Source organism: Mucilaginibacter sp. PPCGB 2223 (genome assembly GCF_001705515.1).
Classification (GTDB): Bacteria; Bacteroidota; Bacteroidia; order Sphingobacteriales; family Sphingobacteriaceae; genus Mucilaginibacter.
In genome coordinates this window covers 854,968-875,939 of the sequence record NZ_MDJS01000001.1, presented here as the reverse complement: position 1 = coordinate 875,939, position 20,972 = coordinate 854,968, and the positions used below count along the sequence as shown (strand labels likewise).

Genomic DNA, 20,972 nt, shown 5'->3' with positions numbered 1-20,972 from the left:
ATAGCATGAAAAATTTAAAACTACTGATTACAGTTCTGCTGTTGACAGGATTTGTCTGCGCTGCAAAAGCGCAATCGAAAAAAACAATTATTTATCCGGGTGTCAAATGGGAAAAGACAGTTGATTCCATTCATTGGGATAACAAGCATATGGCTGCGTTACTGAAATATGTTACTGACAGCACGCACATAACCGGGATGACGGTCATTGACGGAGGCAAGCAAATTTTTGAATATGGCGACCTGAAAGAGCTTAGTTATATCGCTTCATGCCGCAAAAGTGTCTGTGCTATGCTTTATGGCCCTTTTATCGAAAGTGGCAAGATCGATCTCAAAACAACGATCGGGCAACTTGGCATCGATGATATCGGCGGCTTGCTTCCTATAGAAAAGACTGCCACGATCGACGATATCCTTACTGCGCGCTCCGGCATTTTTCATCCGGCAAGCAATGGCGGAGATGCGCTTTACCTGGCACCAAAACGCGGCAGCAAAAAACCAGGCACATTTTGGTTATACAGTAATTGGGACTTTAACCTGGCAGGCTATATTTTAGAGCAAGCTGCGGGCAAAGAAATTCACCTGCTGGTTGATAGTATGTTGGCCAAACCCCTGCAAATGCAGGACTGGGATTTGAATGCGCAGGAAAAACCCCGGGGAGACACTACCCAATCCAGATATTTACCTTACCACATGTGGTTTTCTGCCGAAGATATGGCGAGGCTTGGCTATCTGATGCTGCGCAATGGAAAATGGAAAGACAAACAGGTGATCCCTGCCGACTGGGTGCAAAAGATCACCACAGAGGTTACCAGCAATAAACAGGCACGTGAAAATAAGGACGAATATTATTCCTTTGGCTATGCCTATTTATGGTGGACATTAGGTGCTCCCTACAACACCGGGCCATTTGAAGGTGCTTATACTGCCCAAGGTTCCTATGGGAACTTTATCACGGTATTACCTAAACTTGACTTAGTAATTGCTATTAAGACCAAAGCGGTCTATGAAAGGAATACGACCATACCGGAATATTTCAGGATACTTACGCTTTTGAGTAAAGCTTATCAGGATTAGGCTGCTGAGCAAGAATTATTAGATAACCTTTGGTAGCCTGCTGTTGCAAGTGAACTTAATTAAGGATTTTTATTCATTAATATATCTTTGATTACAATTAAAATCCCGTCAAGGTGTTCTAATAGAGACCCATTCACCCCGCTGAGCAAATTTTAGAACACATAAAAGCCTGTAGATATTATCTTACAGGCTTTTTATCTTATATCATGAAATTAATGGCTATTGTATATTCGACAGCAATTGATTTGGAGACCTGCCATACTTCTTTTTGAATACAAAAGAAAAATGGGACAAGTCTTCAAAACCTACTTCAAGGTAGACCTCAGTTGGCTTTTTCTTTTTTTCGGTTAAGTGGTAATACGCCAGTTCAAGTCTTTTATCTGTGAGCCATTTTTGAGGGGTTTCATTGAAAAGCTTCTTGAAATCCCGGTTAAACGTCGATAGGCTGCGGCCGGTCAGGTAACCTAATTTTTCCAGGGACATATTAAACATGAAATTCCGATGCATGAAATTAACCAGGTCAATTTTACCGGGAACATCAAAGTTTGCCAATATGCTGTCTACGCCCGGGTCAATAACCCGCAGGATGCTGATGGCCTCTTCAATTTTTAAAGCAGCCAGGCTTTCAGGAAACTCCCCTTCCACATTGAAATATGGTATCAGGGAAGCCAAGCAGCTTTCTAAAAGCGGGTGATTGCTGAAGCTGTATATTTTTTGTTTTGGCTGCATATTTTTGCTGACCCCGATCTTTTCATAGAACTTTTTCAAACGCTCGGTCGATAAATGCATCACCACGGTTTTATGCGGCAGGCCATTTTGGGGATAGTTGATGATCGTCGCCAGTTCGTTTCTTGGGATCAGGAAAATATCACCGGTTTTGAAATAAAACGTAGCGTCAGCCTGTACAATTTTTGTTTCGCCCGAAATGAACCAGACCAACATATGATCCTCGAACATCAGGTCTGATTTGAACAACTTGTCCTCGTAACAGGATAGTTTGATGTCTTTGGTTAAATATTTGGAGATATGTTCCATTGATCTAATTTAGCATTTTTAAATACATTGGCCGCCGTCGATCAGGTATTCGGCCCCCGTAATAAAGGCCGCGTCATCGCTGGCAAGAAAGGCAACCAGTTTGGCCACTTCAGCCGGCTGGCCAAATCTGGCCAATGGAATGGTGCTGATCATATGGTCTTCCAGAGTTTGATTCAAACCGATCTTATTCATGATTTCCGTAGCTACCGGACCCGGGCTCACCGCATTGACCCTGATCTTACGGGGTGCTAACTCCACCGCGGCGATTTTCATTACCGCGTTTAACGCTGCCTTACTGGCTGCATAAACCGAGGCTTGTGGCGGCGAGATATGCGCAGAGGTCGACGACAATAAGATCACCGAGGCACTTTCATTCAGACCAGGGATAAACTTACTTAACGTGAAATAAGCCCCTTTGAAATTCACGTTCATCACTTCGTCGAATATAGTTTCCGGCATGAGTTCTATCGTGGCAAATTTCATGACTCCCGCATTGATTAGCAGTATATCTATTTTACCAAACTTTTCGATCACCTCTTTTGCAAGGCCATCTATATCCAATAAACTTGATTGGTCGGCGATTAAACCGGTAACGCCCAGTTCTAAGGCAGCCTTTTCTACCGCTTCTTTTCTCCGGCCGGTAATGATCACTTCAGCACCGTTCGCCTTGAGTTCTTGGGCTGCCGCATGGCCGATACCACTATTGCCACCTGTGATCAGCGCGATTTTTCCTTTTAATTTTTTCATGGTTTATTGTACGTTAAAGGTGATACCGGTCATTTCCTGCGTTAGGTCCCAAAGTCTTTTGGCGTTGCTTTCGTCCAGGGCATAGGGTTGTACGCCACCGGTACCCGAGCCATTAGCTAATGCAGCGATATCGCCATCCTCGCAGTAAACGCCACCCAGGTTGTTGAGCAATGGGCTGGTTGCGCACCATAAGGTAGTAGCGGCCCCCTGCGGAATGGTTTTCAGGCCGGCAAGCACTTCAGGGCGTATATTTCCATATTCGTCCAAAAAACCCATTTGTTTAAATAGTCCTATATCGGCGTTCCTGGCCAGTTCAGTACCGGCAATAGAGCCCGGATGCAGGGCATAAGCCCGTATGTGAAATGCTTTTGCGCGGCTATCCAGTTCCAGCGCGAACAGGTTACTGGCCGTTTTGGATTGGCCATAAGCTTGAAGGGTATCATACTTACGCCGGGTAAAATTGGGGTCCTCAAAATCGAAAGGCGCAAAATGATGCCCCTGGGAAGAAACATTGACCACACGTGCGCCAGTTGCTTTCTTCAGTGCGGGCCATAAGCGGACCACCAGTTGGAACTGTCCCAGGTAATTGGTTGCCAATTGCGATTCGATGCCACGGCTATCCCTTTGCAAAGGCACCCACATGATACCGGCATTATTGATCAGTAAATGAAGTGGCCTGCCTGATGCACGGAATTTGGCTGCAAACGCATCAATTGTGTCCGGCTGAAAGAGGTCCATGGCCTCAATTTCTACGTTTGGAATGCCTTTCAGATTTTTCTTTGCTTTTTCAATATCTCTTGCAGGTACTATCACGGTCGCGCCCGCGGCGGCCAGCGCTCTGGTGGTCTCCAAACCGATGCCTGTATTACCACCGGTTACGATAGCGTTCTTTCCAGTCAGGTCGATACCTTCCATTACTTCGCTTGCAGTTGAGGCGGCATTAAATCCTGAGCTCAATGGGTGTTGTAACGCACCCTGATAATTGTTCTTTTCCATTTTTCTTTTGTTTAATATTATAGGACAAAAGTAGATGGATGCAGAAATGGAAATTTTGTTGAGCCTGTCAATTTACTTTGTTGAGCCTGCCAAGCCAATATTAAGGTTATTTTGTTCGCTAATATTTCTTTAACAACCTCTAAAATTCCCGCTGAGTGTTCTAATAGATTACCATTCACCCCGCTTAGCACGAATGGACGCCCCGGCAAATAGCCGGAGCATTTTTATTTTGCAGCGTTGCCAAACCACGCGGTTTAGTTATCCTAACAAATGTATTTACCACCAAGCTTTCCAGTCATTTTACCGTATATCAGTAAAAAAATGCAAATATATTTGCGCAACTCAAAAGTTGCATATATATTTGCAACCTGAAGGTTGCTTATTTAGTTATTATAAAATGAAACAGGATATATTTCAAGCCATTGCCGACCCTACACGCCGGGCTATTTTAGCGTTACTGGCCATTCAGGCGTTGACACCGAACGCGATGGCCGAAAAATTTGATATGACCCGGCAGGCAGTATCGAAACATATTAAAGTATTGCACGAATGCGATCTGATCAAACCCGAACAGAGCGGCAGGGAAATCTACTATCACTTTAATGCCAGGAAAATGCAGGAATTTGATCATTGGCTGGGCCAATTCAGGCAAAACTGGGAAACTCAATTTAACCAACTTGACCAATTATTAACAACAATTAAAACACAGAACTCATGAACAACGATTTGCTATTTGATTTTAATGTTGACAAAGCAGCGAAAACGGTTTATATAACCAGGGAGTTTAATGCCGGGCAATCGCTGGTATGGGATGCCTTTACCAAAGCCGAACTGTTGGACCGATGGATAGCGCCTGCACCAATGCGCGCCAAAACCAAGTATATGGATTTTAAAGTAGGCGGGCGTAGGTTTTATGCTATGATCAGTCCCGACGGGCAGGAACGCTGGTCGGTACAGGAGTATACCTCCATTACCCCGAAAACCAATTTTAAGATGTACAATACGTTTGCCGATAAGGACGAAAACAGGGAACTGCCGGGTTCGGACTGGGATCACACTTTTAGCGAACAAGATGGCAAAACAAAAGTGGTCATCACCATTTACAACGAATCGCTTGAACGGATGGAAAGAATATCGGAAGGTTTCAGGATAGGTTTTACGATGTCGTTAACAAACCTGGACGATCTGTTAGCCACTTTATCGCAGAAATAATAGATAGAAAAATCAATCATTTAAAACAAAAATTATGAGAGCAATTAATCCCTGGATCAACTTTAACGGCAATGCCGAAGAAGCATTCACCTTTTACAAATCGGTTTTCGGCGGCGAGTTTACAAAAATCACCCGTTTTAAGGATTTATCGGGCCCCGGGTTTCAGATAGCCGAAGATGAGGCAAATAAAATCATGTACATCGGCTTGCCGCTTGGCAAAAACAACGTGTTAATAGCCAACGATGTTCCCGGGTTTATCGGTCGTGTAAGCGAGAATGAAAACCGGTCGAAAATATACGTGGATGCCGAGAGCCGTGAAGAAGCAGATAAAATATTTAACGGATTATCAGCAGGCGGAGAAGTTGAAGGGCCAATTGGCGACAGTCCCTGGGGTACATACGCCGGAATGTTTAGAGATAAATACGGTATCGAATGGATTGTGGAATTTGACCCCAATTATAACGGGTAAGTTTAACCGAAGAAAAAGCGACCCTTACGTGTAATGTGACTTGGTTAAATCAATCCAATTGAATACTGCCCCGGCTTTGCTGGGGCATTGTTATTTTGCGGTGTTGGCTACCTCATCCCCACTCTGTGGCAAAATAAATGCAGGCTGTTTCGGCCGCTGTGCATTTTTACTTCAACCTATAGCCACCATAGTTTTGAGTTCAAAATGTACTATAATACTCTTTTTCTGTAAAGAATTTAGGATAAATTTGATATACGAAATATTTCGTATATATTTAGGTGCTCTTAGGATTTTCTGACAAAAAACCAACGACTATGAAAAAACTATGGTTTCTCGTATTATTCCCGTTAACCGTATCTGCTCAAAAAGCCGACACGCTACGTTATCTGCCCTATCTTCAAACATTGGTAAAAAACGGTAAACGACCTCTCGAATTTGTAAAAGAAAAATTATCGAGCCATCCATTGCTGATCTTTGATGATGGGCTGCATAGTGCGGCCGATCCATTTGTTTTTTATCAGCAGATAGCAAGCGACACTTCTATCAGCCGAAAGCTCAATATTTTTTTAGAAGTGGTTCCGAGCAATAGCCAAAAATATATCAATGCCTATTTAAACTCGCCGGTTTGTGATTCGACATTACTTTTTCGTGCTTTTCAAGACGACTATAGCACAGGTTTTCCATACCAAACGTATTTCGACCTGTTTAAAACAATCTATCATGTAAATCAAATACTGCCGCCAAACGAAAAAATCAAGGTCTACGCTGTTGGTTTTCCGGTATACTGGGGTGGAATAAACGACAGGCAGGACTTAGCCGCCTTTCGTGATGCATTGGCCGACTATGATTTCCATATGTATCAGACGATACTCAATATCATGCTTCATTTCCAGGGAGCAGAACGTGGCATATTCTTAACCAATACAAGGCATGCTTACAAGGCGATTAGTGCTAAAAACGGTCAACTGCAATGGAACTGCAATACTTATTTTAATGAGTGGAATCCAGGCAAAACTTATTCGATCCGTATTAATAATGCCACTTTGTTTATAGAATCCGTAAAGAAACTTGCTCCCGGCACATCCGTCTCTGCAGCAGGAACAGAACGATTCAACTATCATTTTGACCGGATGGCTAATGGATTGTGGGACTACGCCGCAGATAAATATAATAATTACCCTGTTGCAATTGATATCAATCATACCCCATTTGGCACAGATGCTTATGTAGGAAACCTGATGCTCAATGTTAAACCCGGTACCAAAATGGACGATGCGTATGACGCGGTTATATTTTTAAAACCTATCGAGCAAATGCAACAGACGGCGATCATTAATTATATATATACGCCCGAATTCATCAGTGAACTTTCCAGACGTTACCAATTACTTTATTCCCAGCAGGAAATCGACCAGCAGCTTAAAGAGGCGAACGTAAAAACCTTGCGGGAATTATTGATAAAAATGCACCCTTATTCCGCTGAGATTGTATTACCCCAAGTAACCCACCTCAGCGACATTAATCAATGGAAAAATTCTAAAATAACCCCTTAGGCACAGATATCAGGGAGTTGATGGCTAATGTCCAGATCGCCGATCTTTAAATCGGCCTTTGTAACGTGGAAATACGTTTAGCAAAAACTGTTTGCCTGTTTAGAGATTTTTTGATTGTTTCCTTACTTCCAGACGATGTAAAAGTAAAATTCTCATATCTTAAAAATAAGGCTTCCCTCCTTCTACATTTCTTCATTTAAAAAAAATCTTCAAATAAATTGTGTAGTTAAATAACTACATTTATATTTGTAGTCAAATAGCTACACAATGAATTTACGACGAGACGTTTTCCAGGCCATAGCCGACCCTACCCGTCGTGCCATACTGCTGTTACTGGCCACACAAACCATGACGGCCGGTGCCATCGCTGCCAATTTCGATACTGCCCGGCCAACGGTATCCAAACACCTGCAGATACTCACTGAGTGCGAACTGCTCGGTCAGCAGCAAAATGGCCGTGAGGTTTATTACCATATCAACGCCAAAAACATGAAACAGGTAGCCGACTTTATCGAACCCTTCCGCCAAATGTGGGACGACAGGTTTAACAAACTGGAGAGCATCATGAAAAATTATAAATCGGATAAATAGTATGGAACTGAAAACAAAAGTCGCCGCCGAAGACGGCAGGCAGGATCTGCTGATCACCCGCGAATTTGACCTGCCGGTCGGATTGCTTTTCAAAGCTTACACCGAAGCCGGGATCGTGGAGCAATGGATGGGAACCAAAGTGCTGAAGCTCGAAAACAAGAAGCATGGCGGCTACCAGTTCGAAACAACCGACCCGAAAGGAAACAAGCATGGTTTTAACGGGGCCATTCACGATTTTGTGCCGAACCAAAAGATCACCCGCACCTTTGAGATGGAGAACGCTCCTTTTGGCGTGCAACTGGAGTTTTTGGAATTCGAGCGCCTTACCGATGGCACCAGTAAACTGACTATCCATGTTGTGTACAGGTCGGCTGCGCTGCGCGATCAGATGCTGCAGCTTCCGTTTAAACAGGGTATCAACATGGCGCATAACCGCCTTCAGGAAATTGTAAACAAATTAAAATAACCAATTATGGAAAAGAGAAACAAAATTATTTATTGGGTTACCACAGCCTTTGTTGCTTTCGGTATGCTCACAAGCGGCCTGAGCCAGATACTTCACACCAAACAGATGATCGATCTGATCAGGCCTTTGGGTTACCCGGTATATTTCCTTACGATCATCGGCATCTGGAAAGTGCTGGGCGTTATCGCCATCCTGATACCAGGGTTTAAATTATTGAAGGAATGGGCCTACGCCGGCTTATTCTTTACCATGACCGGAGCGCTCGTATCACACCTTGCTGCCGGCGATAACGGCTTCAAAGAAATTATCGGGCCAATTATGCAAACCCTTTTTATTATTTTGTCGTGGTATTTCAGGCCGGTTAGCCGGAAGATTGTTCAACTTACTGAATAGGTAAAACAAGATGGAAAAGAACTTATCGCCACAACAGCGCGAAGAGCTGCTGGCAATATTAAAAACCCGTTTCGAAAAAAACACCGACCGCCATAAAGATATCGATTGGTCCGAAGTGCAGGCAAAGCTCGAAGCCAGTCCGGTAAAATTATGGTCGCTTAACCAGATGGAGCAGACCGGCGGTGAGCCCGATGTTGTTGCTTACGATACTGCAACAGGCGAATATACCTTTTACGATTGCTCGCCCGAAAGCCCGAAAGGCCGGCGAAGTTTATGTTACGACCGCGAGGCCCACAACGCCCGCAAGGAGTTTAAACCTGAGAATACCGCTATGGACGTGGCTGCGGAAATGGGCGTTGAGCTTTTATCCGAAGAAGAATACCGGCGGCTGCAGCAGTTAGGCAAGTTCGACCTCAAAACATCCAGTTGGGTTAAAACACCGGCCAATATCCGCAAGCTGGGCGGCGCCGTTTTTTGCGACCGCCGGTACGATACGGTTTTTTTATACCACAACGGCGCCGACTCGTACTATGCAGCACGTGGTTTCCGGGCTTCGTTAAGGGTTTAGCTGGATGGGATAAAATTTATATTTGGTGCTCATTGCTTAAATATAAGCATACCGGACTGACTTAAAAATGCCCAGTTTAGGCACAAGTACTCTACCCTCTCAGCCCACGCTGCATACTTGCGCCAGTTGAGGGAGGGCTTGCGGTAGCGTGGAGAACAAAATGGCTTATTTTTTAATTATGGTAATGACAGAAGCGGAGTGTATTATATCAGAATTGGCATCGTTAAAAAATTTACCTGCTATTTCAATTTTATAAGGTCCATTTTTATCAAAAACATTTGCTATTTTGATTGTATTATGATGTAGGGGTGGGTCAATTATGACCTTACCATTGATGACAATATCATAAGCTATATCAAGAGGAGGCGAATCAGCTGTTGTAATATACAAATCTTTTATATCGCTATAAGCGTGTTTGTTTTCCAAAATTATAGTGGAATCTCCTTTGCCTGTAATTGAATAAATTTGTGCACTAAACACATGCCCCGCTCTTAATTGAAGACTGTCCTTGACGGAATATCTTTCTATATAAAACTTCTCCCCAGTTATGTCATATGCAAAGTAGGCTTCTATCTTACCATTTTCGTAATAAAAAATTTCATCGCCGTACCGTTTACCGTAGAGGTAATTGCTGATATGCTTTAATTTCCCGCTTTCGTAATAGCCATATTGTATCCCTTCAAATTTATCGTTCTTTTTTTGTCCTTTGTCTTGCAGCTTTCCATTTTCGTAATACTTAAAAAATGCGCCATCCTCTGATCCATCTTTATAAGTTCGCTGCAATTTCAATTTCCCGTCTTCAAAATATTCGCTTTCAATGCCTTGTACTACATTATTCTTATATAACGCCCTTTGTTTTATTTGCCCATTCGGATAAAACGTAAAAAGCCACCCTTCTATCTTTCCGTTTACATACTCCGCTTTCAAAAGCATTTTACCATTATCGAAACTGCAATATTGTCCATCTACATTTCCCTGGCTATTTTCATGTTTAATTTCTCCAGTTTTGCTGAATATTTTCATATAGAAACATTCAATATTTACCCGGTTAACCCACGTCACAATTATTAATACACCTAAGCAAAGTATTAAACCAGTAATTAATCGCTTGTTCCTCATCTCAATCTTTCTTTTTTATAAACAAGGTCCTATACTGACCTTTTTGTTCTTGGTATTTAGTATTTTTTCTCATTTTACCTATTCCACTTGTATCGATGAAGTCATATATTTCTACTGTGTCGCCAAGCTGTTCAGTACCTTCGTTTGGTACCCCCCTCAACTGGCGCAAGTATGCAGCGGAGGAATGTGCGTGGCGTACTTGTGACAACTCTCACTTCATACCATTTTGGGGTTGAGTAGTATCACATTAAATAAGGACGGTAAGCCATAATAATTACGTGCACTGCTGTATAAATAATCTTCTAATCTATCCAGTTAACTACCGCAAATGTTATACAGTATAATTGCTCCTGGTTATGAAATTTATATTTGGTGCTCATTGCTTAAATATAAGCATACCGGGCTGACTTAAAAAATGCCCAGTTTAGGCACAAGTACTCTACCCTCTCAGCCCACGCTGCATACTTGCGCCAGTTGAGAGTCTTTTTGGCACAATGTAAATGCTTTAATACAAAACAGCCACAAGTGTATTATATTACTCGTGGCTGCAGGAATAGTTTGAAGATAGCTATTGCGCGCTTATAGTTTTTTTAAAAGCACCATTACTCTTTCCTTAACAAAATCAGATTTCTTATCTACAATTACCATCTCTCTATCTTGTGCTCCTAAGGCTTTTTCCTCCGGTTCTAAAGGAATATTTTTAAAATATTTATCCCTTTTAGACAACCAGGCAATTTGTTCGGCCTTTAATTGGGAAAACTGTGTTGGTGACATTTTTTTATGAAGTTTTTGATAAACTAAATTTAGCATATTGTCCATTTGTTGATAATGAACTTTAGTACAATCAAGCATATTCACTCCTTTGTCCAGACAAGCTTGATAAGATTTCTCTAAAGAGTCGATTGTTTTGATAGTTTGACCAAAACCTTTTTCTCCGAGAAACACCATGGACAATAATATTATAACTCCGATTTTTTTCATACATTGAATATTTAATCTTCAAATTTAATACCATTAACCCTATTTTCCCAGCCTTTTTTAAATTTCAATAAGGTTTTTTTCTTAAGTTCTACTTCTGTCGCCTGTGGATGTTTCTGTTTATATTTCTCAACGCTTTTATCGATTAATTCTTGATAATATGATAGCCTTCGCTGTTGTATCAAGTCAAATACCTGTCTCGCATCCATTTTATTTAAGGCGGCAACTTCAGAAGAACTTAACTTACTGTTTACCGTAATACCATCTGTCATTACAGCAAAAAGTTTTTCTATTTGTTTTACTGCACCACCTGATGTTACTGACCAATCATATATAGCAAACGCAACACTTCCATTCTCAAATTCATCCCCTCTTATCCGATCCCAGTAATGCTTTTTATATAATATAGAAGCTTGGGAATTAGTTAAAACCTTTAGATTGTCTATTGTCGGCTCTATACCTAAATCACTTTTTGCCCATTGTTTAAAATTGCTAAAAATAATTCCTTTATTTGTAGCCCCACCAGGATCCGCCGGATCATCTACATATCCGCCCTCATGATTAAATACTCTAGCCTGATATTTTGAAAAGTTGCTATTATTGCCACTACTACCTGAAGTATTTGCAGTTGAAGTATTTGCAGTTGAAGTATTTGCAGTTGAAGTATTTGCAGTTGAGGTATTTGCAGTTGAAGTATTTGCAGTTGAAGTATTTGTGGCTGCTTTTGGTTGATCTCTCTGGCCAACAATCAATACCTCATGAAGCATATTTAAGGGCTTAGTAGTAATCGTTACCGTAGGCAACGTAACAGGCGGTGCCTCAGCCTCATTTACTGTTTTTTCTTCTAACCCATCTACATCGACAGCGTCAATAGGTCTATTTCCGGCAAATTGGTAAGGTGTGTAATAAGCATAATCTCTTGTCAACGGATCAACGCTTAAAAACCTCCCAAGTCGTGGATCATAAATACGCATGCCATAATCTTGTTGATCACCATCGCCCTTTACGTCATTATCATTCTCTTTCCCATTAAATCCGTAACGGTAAGTACCACTATTGAAGGTCAGTCCTGGTTGCTCCATACCGAAAGCATAATAACTTTGGGCAGTCACCACATCAGCTAACAAATAAGCTAACGAAGGTGTTGACTGGTTATCGCTTACCTGTAAACGTCGGTCAGTTATGGTTACCAGTACGTTATCCAAATGGTTGGTTAACTGATATTGTTTCAACCCAAGTGTATTGCTACGGTCAGCTACTGTATCGTTAACATGGGTAAGGCTCAGGTCGACATTTGGGCGCCATATCCCCAACATACTGCTGCCATATAAATCCTGCTCGCGCCAAGTTATAGGTATAGTTGTACCAGAGGCAGGTGCATCGTAAAGCGCCAAGATATTACCTTGACCATCGCGCACATAATAGGTATTTGTTGTACCCGTTCCTTTACTTACCCGCTGGCCGTCAGTGTTATAAGCATAGTTTATATCGCTTAAATGTGCATGGGTAACCTGGTCGTACTTATGTATTCCCTGTATTTTGCCATAAACCGTCCAGGTAACGCCAGGAGTTAATATGGGGTCATCGCCTATTTTCTCACTGTGGTCTACTATCAGATTACCAATAGCGTCGTACTTATAATTACCGGTATCGCTTTGGGTTTTTAAGTCGTTAGTGTAGGTACTGGTTATATCATCGCTTACACTGCGCAGGCGGTTATCGGTTATTTTGCCATTGGCGTCAAGCGTGCTGGTATAATGATAGTGCAGTTTATCCATATCATCTGCCGCGCCGCTGTTGCCGTTGCGGTAAGCGCTTAAAATATTACCGTTGGCATCATAAGTAAATTCTTCGTGGTAGTTGGTGGTGCTAACCGGCGTCCACGCGTTGCTGGCGCTATCCAAACCAGTAAAGGCATTACTGCGTTTCAGGCGGTTTAGCTGGTCGTAACCGTAAACGTACAGGTATGGGTCGCCCAGCTTTTTAATATTTACGGTTTGCGCGGCTATGTTGCCGTTATACAATGGTGTAAAACCACTCGTGCTCTGTACGTTAGCAAATGGGTTACTGCCGCCAATCGGCGTATAATCGGCATTGCCAAAATAATGCAGGGCAAAGCCATAAGCATCGCGCGGCACGTTGTTATTGTTGCTGCCCGAGCGGCCATCGGTTCCCATTTCGGTATCGGGGTTAAGGGCGGTACCGTTCACGCCTTTCGGCCAGCCTTGCAGGGTGTAGGCATAATCGGTCCCCTGTACGCGGCCGTACCTGCCGCCCAACTCAACCCGTGCCAGCGGGCCATGCAGATAATACTGGTAAAAAGCATCCTCCCGGCTGTATCCGTGCATCAGGCGGCTGCCGCCATAAGGGTCAACCATGGCTTTAATACCTGTCCAGGCCGCAGTTATGCGGTTGTTAGCATCATAATCGAATTTGTAATAAAAGGCGTCGGGGTGGCCGTCCTGGTAGCGTACAAAGTTTACCTTACCGCTTACCAGGTCAAACTCGTAATCAATTTGTTTTAGCCCCAAACCGGCTATTTGCTGGTAAAGGGTGCTTACGTTGCCATCCAGATCGTAATTATAATAGGTAGCCTGGGTTACGCCGGTAGCCAGATCGGGCATATAGGCGCTGGCAGCAACACGCTTGCGCAGGTTATTTTGCGTAAGGCCGCTGGTTATACCGGTTATTGCAGATGGTGCAGGCGCATCGTAATAAGTATGCGTTATCTGCTCTTTACCAGCGGTACTGGAATTCCAGGTAACCATATCGGCATCTTTAATATAATCCGGGTGATTAGAGTCGGCAATAGGCTGACCTGTGGTAACGCTGTTTACGCCGGTTTTTTGTCCCACTTCGCTTATCCGGCCCAGCATATCATACTCGGTATAGCTATATTTATTGGAAGGGGTTACACCATCAAATTTGTATTGCTTATCGTTCTGGCTTATCACCAAACGGCTCAGCAAATCGTACCAAAAACGGTTGGTGCCGCCATCGGGGCTTTTTTGCTGCAATACCTGGTTGGTACTGTTATACGCATAGCTGGTGCGCAGGCCGTGGTTAGGGTAAACCGGGTTTATGCGGCTCTCCAAATTACTGCCGTCGCCGGTAAGGGTTATGGCATTGGGGTCGGTAGGGATGTTAAAGCGGTACCACAAATGGCTGCCGCTAACCTGGTTAAGGGTATTGGCATGCGTGGTAGCTATAAAGAAGCAATTATCGGCTGCGTTAGCGGCAATTTCGGCCGGGCTGAGCGCCGAGCTGTAAAAACGCAGGTGTTTGAGGGTGCCGATATCATTCTGCGTAAAGTTAACGCTGGTGGTTCCGGCCTGCATGCTCCATGTACCGCCAAGCAAGGCCTTATGGTCGACAACCGTGGCCGCTACGCCGTTTACATAAATAGCCGCCGAGCCGCCGCCGGTAAAATCGAGCGACTGGATCACGAGGTTCATCCAGGGGTTGCGTATCAGTTGGTTGCCTATATCAAGGGTATAGTGGATGGAGCTGGCCGTAAAGGTAACGTATTCGGGGTGCGCCGGGTCGATCGTGATCGGGTAAATGGATACGCCCATGCGGTTGTTAATGGTAACCAGTTGCAGCAAATAACGGTTAGTACCCGAAGCCCCGGATAGCAATGTGATTTGCGACGCTGTGGCAGGTGCCGGGTTATATATCCACATTTCGGTAGCCCCACCCGCAGCCAGGGTAGATCCCATCGATGTTACGGCGGTGTTCAGGTTGGATGTGGTTACAGGCATATCGGCGTTGCCGCTGCAATTGGCGCCTCCATACAGCCGGTATTGCTGCACACGGGCTTGTTCTGCAGTGTTCAGCAGGTCGACCCCTACCGGCGGAATAGTACGGATGAGGTTATCGGCCTGGTCGTAATAATAAAGCGTATAGTGATAAACCTGTGAGTGCGCTGCCAGGTTCACGCTCTCCTGCGCTGCCGAGCAGGTGGCTATGTAATCGCGTTTGAATTTGTCGCGCTGTTCGGCTATATACGTGTTATAGTCGCGCACGCCGTTGGCAATAGCAGATGCCATAGCATCTTTAACACAACTATAAGGATCGGCAGTTACTGCGGTATACGGCGGCGAATTACACAAAAGCGCATCGGGATGGCCATCAGGCGGTGCAGGCAACGCATCGAACGCGATGTAATCATCATAAGTAAGGGCAAAGCCAAACTTCTGGTTCATGTAATTGGTGAGGATGGTTTTGTAGTTTACGCTGCTTATGGTTAACGGGCTGGCAAAATTGCTGTTCATAGCAGCCTTGGCCGAAGCATATTCGCTCTGCGTTATGCAGCCTTTTGCCGGTACATCTAAAAACACCGGCAGTGTAATATCCTTAGCAAGCAGGTACCCGCAACTGCACGATGCCTGCAAGACGGACAATTGATCGCTGGTAAGCGTCATGGCGCTGCCATACGTACTCACCAGATAGTCGTAAAGGCTTTGGCTATGTGCGGTTGCTGCGCTGGTTAAGGTGCTCAAAAGATTGCAGATATCGGCATTGCTGTTGCTGATTGTTTTGCTGACATTTTGCTGTACGGTGGTATAAGGCACCGGCGCATCAATAAGCCAGGGGTTTAATTTAGGTGTAAATGTGCTGCTGCCCAGCGCGGTTTGTATCGCTGCTGCAAAGCTATTTGGCGAAGCGCTGGTATTGATCGTAGTACTCGAGCCAAACGGGTGCGTAATATCGCCTCCGCCCTCGCATACCTGTATCAGTTGCGCGCGCAGGTTATCGCGAGTGGTGGTTGTTGCCCCAATTTCGTCCAGGCCGGGGGTTAACGCTGTCATCCAGGTGTCGGCATTGCCGGTGCAGGTATTGTTTATCTGGGCGGTAAGTGCAGCGTTGTTATCGGCTGTAGCGCCGGCAAGAGTCGTCGGCATCGACGACGCCCCCGAATAAGGATCGGGGAAGCGGGGTGTTTTGAAAGCTAGTGTTTGCGAGCATGAGGAGGTAGCTGGTGGCGCATCAGGACATACATCGTATCCTGACGGGGGTATCGCATTTGCAACATTACCTATACACGAAAGTGTTGTTATAAAATTAGCACAGCCTTCGGGGCCCTCGTCCCATATTTGACTCAGATAAGAAATCGTATTCGAAACCGTCTGTCCTGCGGGTATAGTTAAGGTATACGGACCTTCTTGTACTGGAAAACCCGCGTTACTATTGGTATAGGTAACATCAAGGTGTATATCGTATCCGACAGGGTAAGGTATAGACATCGAAGTCTCAGCTTCTGTACTTCCGCCGCAATCAGTACTCCTTCCCGGGCCCGAATCCCCGTTGTACAATGTTATTTGAGGCAACGCGCCACCAACACTATTTGTAACACCAATGGCTGTACAATCTACCGATTTAATATGAATGGTTTCTATAGGTACTGTAGCTGGTGCGCAAAAAACGTAATAAGGGGTTGTAGCATCCAGAGATATTGTACTTGGTAGCCCTGCAGCACCAGTAGAATAATACATCTGTAAAGTTACGGGCTGATTAAGGGTGCCAACATATGATATCTTTATTGGTTGCGACCCAGGGCTACAGCTAAATGTACCTGTATATTTTTCTATAATAAAATCGGTAGGCTGTGGGCATGTTGATGATATTTGGGATGGATAGGGAGAACCAACCGGGCACGCGGCACTGCAAGTAGCATTACGTAGCTGATTATAATATTTTTCTTTTAACTCGAAATATATGTTGCGATACATTTGCCATTCTCTGTCGATAATGCGGCATGCCGGGGTACAATCGGTTATATCGGTTGATGTGGTACTTGATCCGTGGGTATTACAATATAACAGAAACTTAATATACCTTAGTACGTCGATATCGGGCATTGTTGTTGACCCTGTACTTGTTAAAACCCTGGCGGTATAGTGATTTAAATCGGCAACCATATCAGACAAATAGGTATGACCCCGTCCTCCGGCGGCAAAGAAAGGATCGAAATTAACAAGCTGCTCTGTGGTCGAAAAATCACTGTAAGTAATCCCTGTTGGAGCGCCCTGAATATTTTTGATATCGTTATCAGTATTTGCAAAGGTTTTTACCCTTTCGTCCCAATTTTCATACACGCTCATCGAATCGCAGAAATTGAGCTTGCAGATTTCGGGGTGATATGGCAGAAACTTCACCGCCCAGGCCGGGTTCCAGTATTTAACCAGCATTTGCAGGGTAAAAGCAGGATCGTAAGGTGTTATTGTCGAGCCGTCGTCAAGGGTTATTATTTCATCATCGGGCACGGTTGCCGGGGCGCTTGATGGATCGAATACACTTATAGAAGTCGTCGACGCATGAAAATGAAGAAACAACACATTGATATCCGTCTCGAGCGCCGCGCCGCTATTATCAAATAAGGCATATTGGCCGCCAGGCGAAACATCCTGCTCCATTACATTCTGTATGCTTGTACACGGCGACATATCGCAGGTTGATTGCAAGGCGGTACATTGGGTTTTTAAATTGTTGTACAGACTATCGGCCCAGGCTGTAAATTGCGCGCTGTTAACGCTTGCCCGGTCCATATTCATGGCGAGGCATTCCTGCCGTAAAGCGGGTATAAAGGTTGAGGTATCGCCCAGCAATGTCGAACAGGTTTTGCAATCACTATAGCAACCAGATACATCAATATAATTGAGGTATTTGTTTTTGATGTAATTAAACTGCGTGGATATTGCTCCCTGTGCCTGTCCCTGGGTAATAAAGTTATCGGTAAAATTATCTATAACCTCATTGTTAAATGCAAACTCAAAAGTAATGTGGTACTCGCCTATTGCACCAAATGTAACCGGGAAGCTATCTTTATAAGTTACGGTATCTGTACAATTTGATGTGGTCGACCCGATCTGTACAGGGAATGTTAAGCCTGGTATGATATTGTTACCACAATCATCAAACACTTTTATGGTTAGCTCATAATGGCAATTGCTGCAAATGTTAAATGCCCCTCCCGGGTAGTTGTCTACCAGTTTTTTAATGCTATAGCTCAAGGTATCGGTACCTGTTACCGATGCCAGGTAGGTTGTTGTAGCTGTTAATTTAGAGGCAGAAGCATCGTATACAAACTGTTCGGGCTTCAAAATATTAATGTGCTGTACCTGTATGCCCGATTTGGAAAACTGCAGGCTATCAACATTACCGGGCGACTCACCTGTTAAAGCCGTTGCAATAGTTTTACCGCTGGCGTTCAAATAACTGATGCTGATTTGCCCGTTAGGGTCGACCACCATATTTTTAAGATACTGCTGCGCAAAACCTACATCGTTACCAAACAACTGATCGAGCTCCCACTGCTCGGGCTTGCCGTAATAATACCTTGTGGCTTTACCCTGCAGGTTGGTTATTCCGCCGTCGAGACTATATGTCGGCTGAAAAATGGTGCCAACTCCACCCTGCACTTTTATCCTCCCGGTATTATCGGGCGTGTATTCGGTAACCGACAAGGGGTGCCTGTCGGCATCGGGGATATAGGCGTAAAAAGGTTTATCGGTTTTAAATGTGCTGTATTTTGAGTAATAGTTTGCAGCACCCTTTTTGGTAACGCTTCCGGTAACTGCCGGGTTGCTGTTTAATGTATCCGGGTTAAGGTCGCAGCCAGGTGCGGTTAGGGTACCTATAACATTGGCATAATTATAAGCATTACCCGCGCCATTTAAATTAAAATGAGGTACATAATGCAGGTAAGGGTTAACGCCACCGTCTTCCTTAAAAGGCGCAGGCAGTATACTTGCAGTGGCACGGCCAAATTGGTCGTATATGTTTTCCTGTACGACCCCTATATTATCCGAATTATTAATGGTTACTGTTTGCCGGCCGCGAAGTGTTCCATCAAAATAGCTCACCACTTCTTTCTTTTTGCCTTCTTCGGCAAAAGCTGCCGAATATTGCCAGTTTAAGGCCGACTCATTCCAGTTTAAGTATACAAAATTATATTGGTGGGTGGTTGCCGTACTGCTTACCTGATTCGTATATATCCAATTCCCTCTTATCCTGATACCGCCTGGGCCATAATGTACATGCCGCATTCTGAACAACAGGTAATCGTTATTATACATTAACGATAATGTATATTGATGGGCGACTGTGGTTATCCGGGTAGCATTGTTTAAAAATAGCTTGTCCAGATCGGCATCGGCTACCGAAGCGCCGGTTTTAAGGTTATCGATTACGGTTTGATTATCGCTGCCTTCATCAACAGTTGTCCATTCCAGGTCATACTCTTCAATCCCGGGAAAATAATCCCAGCTTAAATTTAACTGGCCCGACGCTTTAGACGAAGATGTACCTGCACCTATAGATGGAACCGGGGGGAAAATATTAAATGCTTTGGTCGCGGCAAAATTATACTGCCGATCAATAACCACGTTACCGCTAACCTCCAAAACCTGCGGAATAGTGGTTCCCGTCATATCCGGGCTTGTAGCACTGACTACTGTTACTTCAATTTTGTAAGCACCGGTAAAACCCGAAATATCACTAAAATCATATATATCAGTTGCTTTGTAGGTATGGCCGGCCCGTGCATCATAATTTACTTTTAATGTTTTAGTTATAGGCGATGAATTTGTGGCAACAGTTGGATGCAATGGGTCGGAATAATAGTTGATTGATACCACCACTTCAAAGCGGGTAGGCCCGCCGCCTGCTCCCCAATTTTTAATCAAAGCGTTATCGATCAGCCGCAGGCACACTGAATTTTTAATAGAATTTGTTGTGGACGCGCCGGAACTCCAATCAAACCCGGAAGCCGGATTGAGTTTATCATCCATGATTACAAGAGGATGCCCGCTGCCATAACCACTCAGCGCGCCAACGGTAAAGTTTGAATTTGACTCAATAGCACTGTATCCCTTGTTATAATAACAAACAGCACCCAATAGTAAAATCGTGTAAATTAAATTTTTGATCGATCTGTGCATCGCGTGATCATTAAAAATTATAATTGTATAAGTTGATAATCAGCATACTGAGCGGTCAGATTCCATTGTTTACCGCTTTTATATATCACTTTATTTTTGGTGACATAATCGTTCATGTCGGCCTGGTTATCTGATCTGGTAAACCTGATATCGATTATCTTATCTTTAGCTTTATTTAAAGGATCATGTATATTGGTAAGGCGTGTATAAACCCGGGTTAGTTTATTGCTTACCGTATCGTATGTTAAATTATATTCCTTACAACTGATGTGATATTCGTTAAGCATCGAAATAGTCTCCTCATTGTTCTTCTTTGTGCTGTGCAACTGATATTTTTCCGATCGCAGCGCCTCCTTGATCTGATCGATATTAATAATGCTTATTGTATTCACATGCTTTTCGGGTGACACCAGCACTCTTTTGGTTCTGTCATTGATGGTGATATAAGCTCCACCCTGGTTGATCGTCTCGGTCTCGCCTTCTTTATAGTAAAACTCATTTTTGTTTTTACACAGAATAAATGCTACCGCGTTCATTGTTTGTGTACTGTCTTCCTTATTTACTACAGTAATATTTCCGGTTATAGTGTAAGTTGGCCTGCCAAAATCAAGGTTCTTAGCAATATCTTCGAGCTTTCTGATCGATGCCTCATCATAAACCAGCGCAGCTGGCGGGATCGCTTTTTTTGCCTGTGGAGTTTCCCTGGGCTTAAAAATGCCTAATATCCTGGGATTGATGGCAAACGCCAATGCAGTTGCCAGCGTTAAAACCAGTATCCCACCGATAATGAAAACTTTATATTTCGATGTCTTTAACATAAGTATTTA

The 20,972-nt window shown here is 43.8% G+C and carries 16 protein-coding genes; 9 read left to right on the top strand and 7 right to left on the bottom strand.

Going from position 1 to position 20,972, the window contains the following annotated elements; translation table 11 throughout:
* Positions 1–5 precede the first annotated feature (5 nt).
* Complete coding sequence (locus BEL04_RS03550; RefSeq protein ID WP_066000288.1) at positions 6–1,076, top strand: serine hydrolase; 1,071 nt, start codon at positions 6–8, stop codon at positions 1,074–1,076.
* 219 nt (positions 1,077–1,295) lie between these two features.
* Here BEL04_RS03550 and BEL04_RS03545 read toward each other — a convergent pair whose 3' ends face one another.
* The 3 genes from BEL04_RS03545 to BEL04_RS03535 are packed head-to-tail and all read right to left on the bottom strand — an operon-like array spanning position 1,296 to position 3,854.
* Positions 1,296–2,111, bottom strand: coding sequence for an AraC family transcriptional regulator (locus BEL04_RS03545; protein WP_066000286.1), 816 nt, complete (start codon positions 2,109–2,111; stop codon positions 1,296–1,298).
* An 18-nt stretch (positions 2,112–2,129) separates the two neighbouring features.
* Entirely contained in the window at positions 2,130–2,858 is a 729-nt protein-coding gene (locus BEL04_RS03540; RefSeq protein ID WP_066000284.1) for a glucose 1-dehydrogenase, read from the bottom strand.
* A 3-nt stretch (positions 2,859–2,861) separates the two neighbouring features.
* Positions 2,862–3,854 carry an SDR family NAD(P)-dependent oxidoreductase gene (locus BEL04_RS03535; protein ID WP_066000282.1) on the bottom strand — a complete coding sequence of 331 codons (993 nt, stop codon included), beginning with the start codon at positions 3,852–3,854 and terminating at the stop codon, positions 2,862–2,864.
* A gap of 397 nt (positions 3,855–4,251) precedes the next feature.
* Between BEL04_RS03535 and BEL04_RS03530 the strand changes: the two genes are divergently transcribed.
* The 8 genes from BEL04_RS03530 (at position 4,252) to BEL04_RS03495 (ending at position 9,106) form a co-directional block, all read left to right on the top strand.
* The gene (locus tag BEL04_RS03530; protein ID WP_066003422.1) at positions 4,252–4,572 is read left to right on the top strand and encodes a helix-turn-helix transcriptional regulator; all 321 of its coding nucleotides are present in this window, start codon (positions 4,252–4,254) and stop codon (positions 4,570–4,572) included.
* The gene (locus tag BEL04_RS03525) at positions 4,569–5,066 is read left to right on the top strand and encodes an SRPBCC domain-containing protein (RefSeq protein ID WP_066000280.1); all 498 of its coding nucleotides are present in this window, start codon (positions 4,569–4,571) and stop codon (positions 5,064–5,066) included. The genes BEL04_RS03530 and BEL04_RS03525 overlap by 4 nt, the downstream gene beginning before the upstream one ends.
* 34 nt (positions 5,067–5,100) lie before the next feature.
* Positions 5,101–5,535, top strand: a complete 435-nt coding sequence (locus BEL04_RS03520) for a VOC family protein (RefSeq protein WP_066000278.1) — start codon at positions 5,101–5,103, stop codon at positions 5,533–5,535.
* 314 nt (positions 5,536–5,849) lie between these two features.
* Entirely contained in the window at positions 5,850–7,088 is a 1,239-nt protein-coding gene (locus BEL04_RS03515; RefSeq protein ID WP_066000275.1) for a hypothetical protein, read from the top strand.
* Between the two features lie 267 nt (positions 7,089–7,355).
* Positions 7,356–7,679, top strand: a complete 324-nt coding sequence (locus BEL04_RS03510; RefSeq protein WP_066000270.1) for a helix-turn-helix transcriptional regulator — start codon at positions 7,356–7,358, stop codon at positions 7,677–7,679.
* Between the two features lies 1 nt (position 7,680).
* Positions 7,681–8,145, top strand: coding sequence for an SRPBCC domain-containing protein (locus tag BEL04_RS03505; protein WP_066000267.1), 465 nt, complete (start codon positions 7,681–7,683; stop codon positions 8,143–8,145).
* A 6-nt stretch (positions 8,146–8,151) separates the two neighbouring features.
* Positions 8,152–8,538: a DoxX family protein gene (locus BEL04_RS03500; RefSeq protein ID WP_066000265.1), complete on the top strand. Its 387-nt coding sequence runs from the start codon at positions 8,152–8,154 to the stop codon at positions 8,536–8,538.
* Between the two features lie 10 nt (positions 8,539–8,548).
* Positions 8,549–9,106, top strand: coding sequence for a DUF4256 domain-containing protein (locus BEL04_RS03495; protein WP_066000259.1), 558 nt, complete (start codon positions 8,549–8,551; stop codon positions 9,104–9,106).
* Between the two features lie 165 nt (positions 9,107–9,271).
* Here the strand turns inward: BEL04_RS03495 and BEL04_RS03490 are convergent, their stop codons facing one another.
* From BEL04_RS03490 to BEL04_RS03475, 4 genes are all read right to left on the bottom strand, one after another.
* Positions 9,272–10,129 carry a toxin-antitoxin system YwqK family antitoxin gene (locus BEL04_RS03490; protein WP_175403991.1) on the bottom strand — a complete coding sequence of 286 codons (858 nt, stop codon included), beginning with the start codon at positions 10,127–10,129 and terminating at the stop codon, positions 9,272–9,274.
* 675 nt (positions 10,130–10,804) lie between these two features.
* On the bottom strand, positions 10,805–11,206 hold the full coding sequence (locus BEL04_RS03485) for a lysozyme inhibitor LprI family protein (protein WP_066000251.1): 402 nt from the start codon (positions 11,204–11,206) through the stop codon (positions 10,805–10,807).
* Between the two features lie 11 nt (positions 11,207–11,217).
* Positions 11,218–19,995: a glycosyl hydrolase 108 family protein gene (locus BEL04_RS03480; RefSeq protein WP_139112906.1), complete on the bottom strand. Its 8,778-nt coding sequence runs from the start codon at positions 19,993–19,995 to the stop codon at positions 11,218–11,220.
* A gap of 167 nt (positions 19,996–20,162) precedes the next feature.
* Positions 20,163–20,963 carry a hypothetical protein gene (locus tag BEL04_RS03475; protein ID WP_066000244.1) on the bottom strand — a complete coding sequence of 267 codons (801 nt, stop codon included), beginning with the start codon at positions 20,961–20,963 and terminating at the stop codon, positions 20,163–20,165.
* Between the last annotated feature and the right edge of the window lie 9 nt (positions 20,964–20,972).

Excerpts from the sequence above, each read along its gene's own strand:
- BEL04_RS03550 (WP_066000288.1), top strand. The coding sequence starts at position 6 with ATGAAAAATTTAAAACTACTGATTACAGTTCTGCTGTTGACAGGATTT.
- BEL04_RS03545 (WP_066000286.1), bottom strand. The coding sequence starts at position 2,111 with ATGGAACATATCTCCAAATATTTAACCAAAGACATCAAACTATCCTGT.
- BEL04_RS03540 (WP_066000284.1), bottom strand. The coding sequence starts at position 2,858 with ATGAAAAAATTAAAAGGAAAAATCGCGCTGATCACAGGTGGCAATAGT.
- BEL04_RS03535 (WP_066000282.1), bottom strand. The coding sequence starts at position 3,854 with ATGGAAAAGAACAATTATCAGGGTGCGTTACAACACCCATTGAGCTCA.
- BEL04_RS03530 (WP_066003422.1), top strand. The coding sequence starts at position 4,252 with ATGAAACAGGATATATTTCAAGCCATTGCCGACCCTACACGCCGGGCT.
- BEL04_RS03525 (WP_066000280.1), top strand. The coding sequence starts at position 4,569 with ATGAACAACGATTTGCTATTTGATTTTAATGTTGACAAAGCAGCGAAA.
- BEL04_RS03520 (WP_066000278.1), top strand. The coding sequence starts at position 5,101 with ATGAGAGCAATTAATCCCTGGATCAACTTTAACGGCAATGCCGAAGAA.
- BEL04_RS03515 (WP_066000275.1), top strand. The coding sequence starts at position 5,850 with ATGAAAAAACTATGGTTTCTCGTATTATTCCCGTTAACCGTATCTGCT.
- BEL04_RS03510 (WP_066000270.1), top strand. The coding sequence starts at position 7,356 with ATGAATTTACGACGAGACGTTTTCCAGGCCATAGCCGACCCTACCCGT.
- BEL04_RS03505 (WP_066000267.1), top strand. The coding sequence starts at position 7,681 with ATGGAACTGAAAACAAAAGTCGCCGCCGAAGACGGCAGGCAGGATCTG.
- BEL04_RS03500 (WP_066000265.1), top strand. The coding sequence starts at position 8,152 with ATGGAAAAGAGAAACAAAATTATTTATTGGGTTACCACAGCCTTTGTT.
- BEL04_RS03495 (WP_066000259.1), top strand. The coding sequence starts at position 8,549 with ATGGAAAAGAACTTATCGCCACAACAGCGCGAAGAGCTGCTGGCAATA.
- BEL04_RS03490 (WP_175403991.1), bottom strand. The coding sequence starts at position 10,129 with ATGAAAATATTCAGCAAAACTGGAGAAATTAAACATGAAAATAGCCAG.
- BEL04_RS03485 (WP_066000251.1), bottom strand. The coding sequence starts at position 11,206 with ATGAAAAAAATCGGAGTTATAATATTATTGTCCATGGTGTTTCTCGGA.
- BEL04_RS03480 (WP_139112906.1), bottom strand. The coding sequence starts at position 19,995 with ATGGATGATAAACTCAATCCGGCTTCCGGGTTTGATTGGAGTTCCGGC.
- BEL04_RS03475 (WP_066000244.1), bottom strand. The coding sequence starts at position 20,963 with ATGTTAAAGACATCGAAATATAAAGTTTTCATTATCGGTGGGATACTG.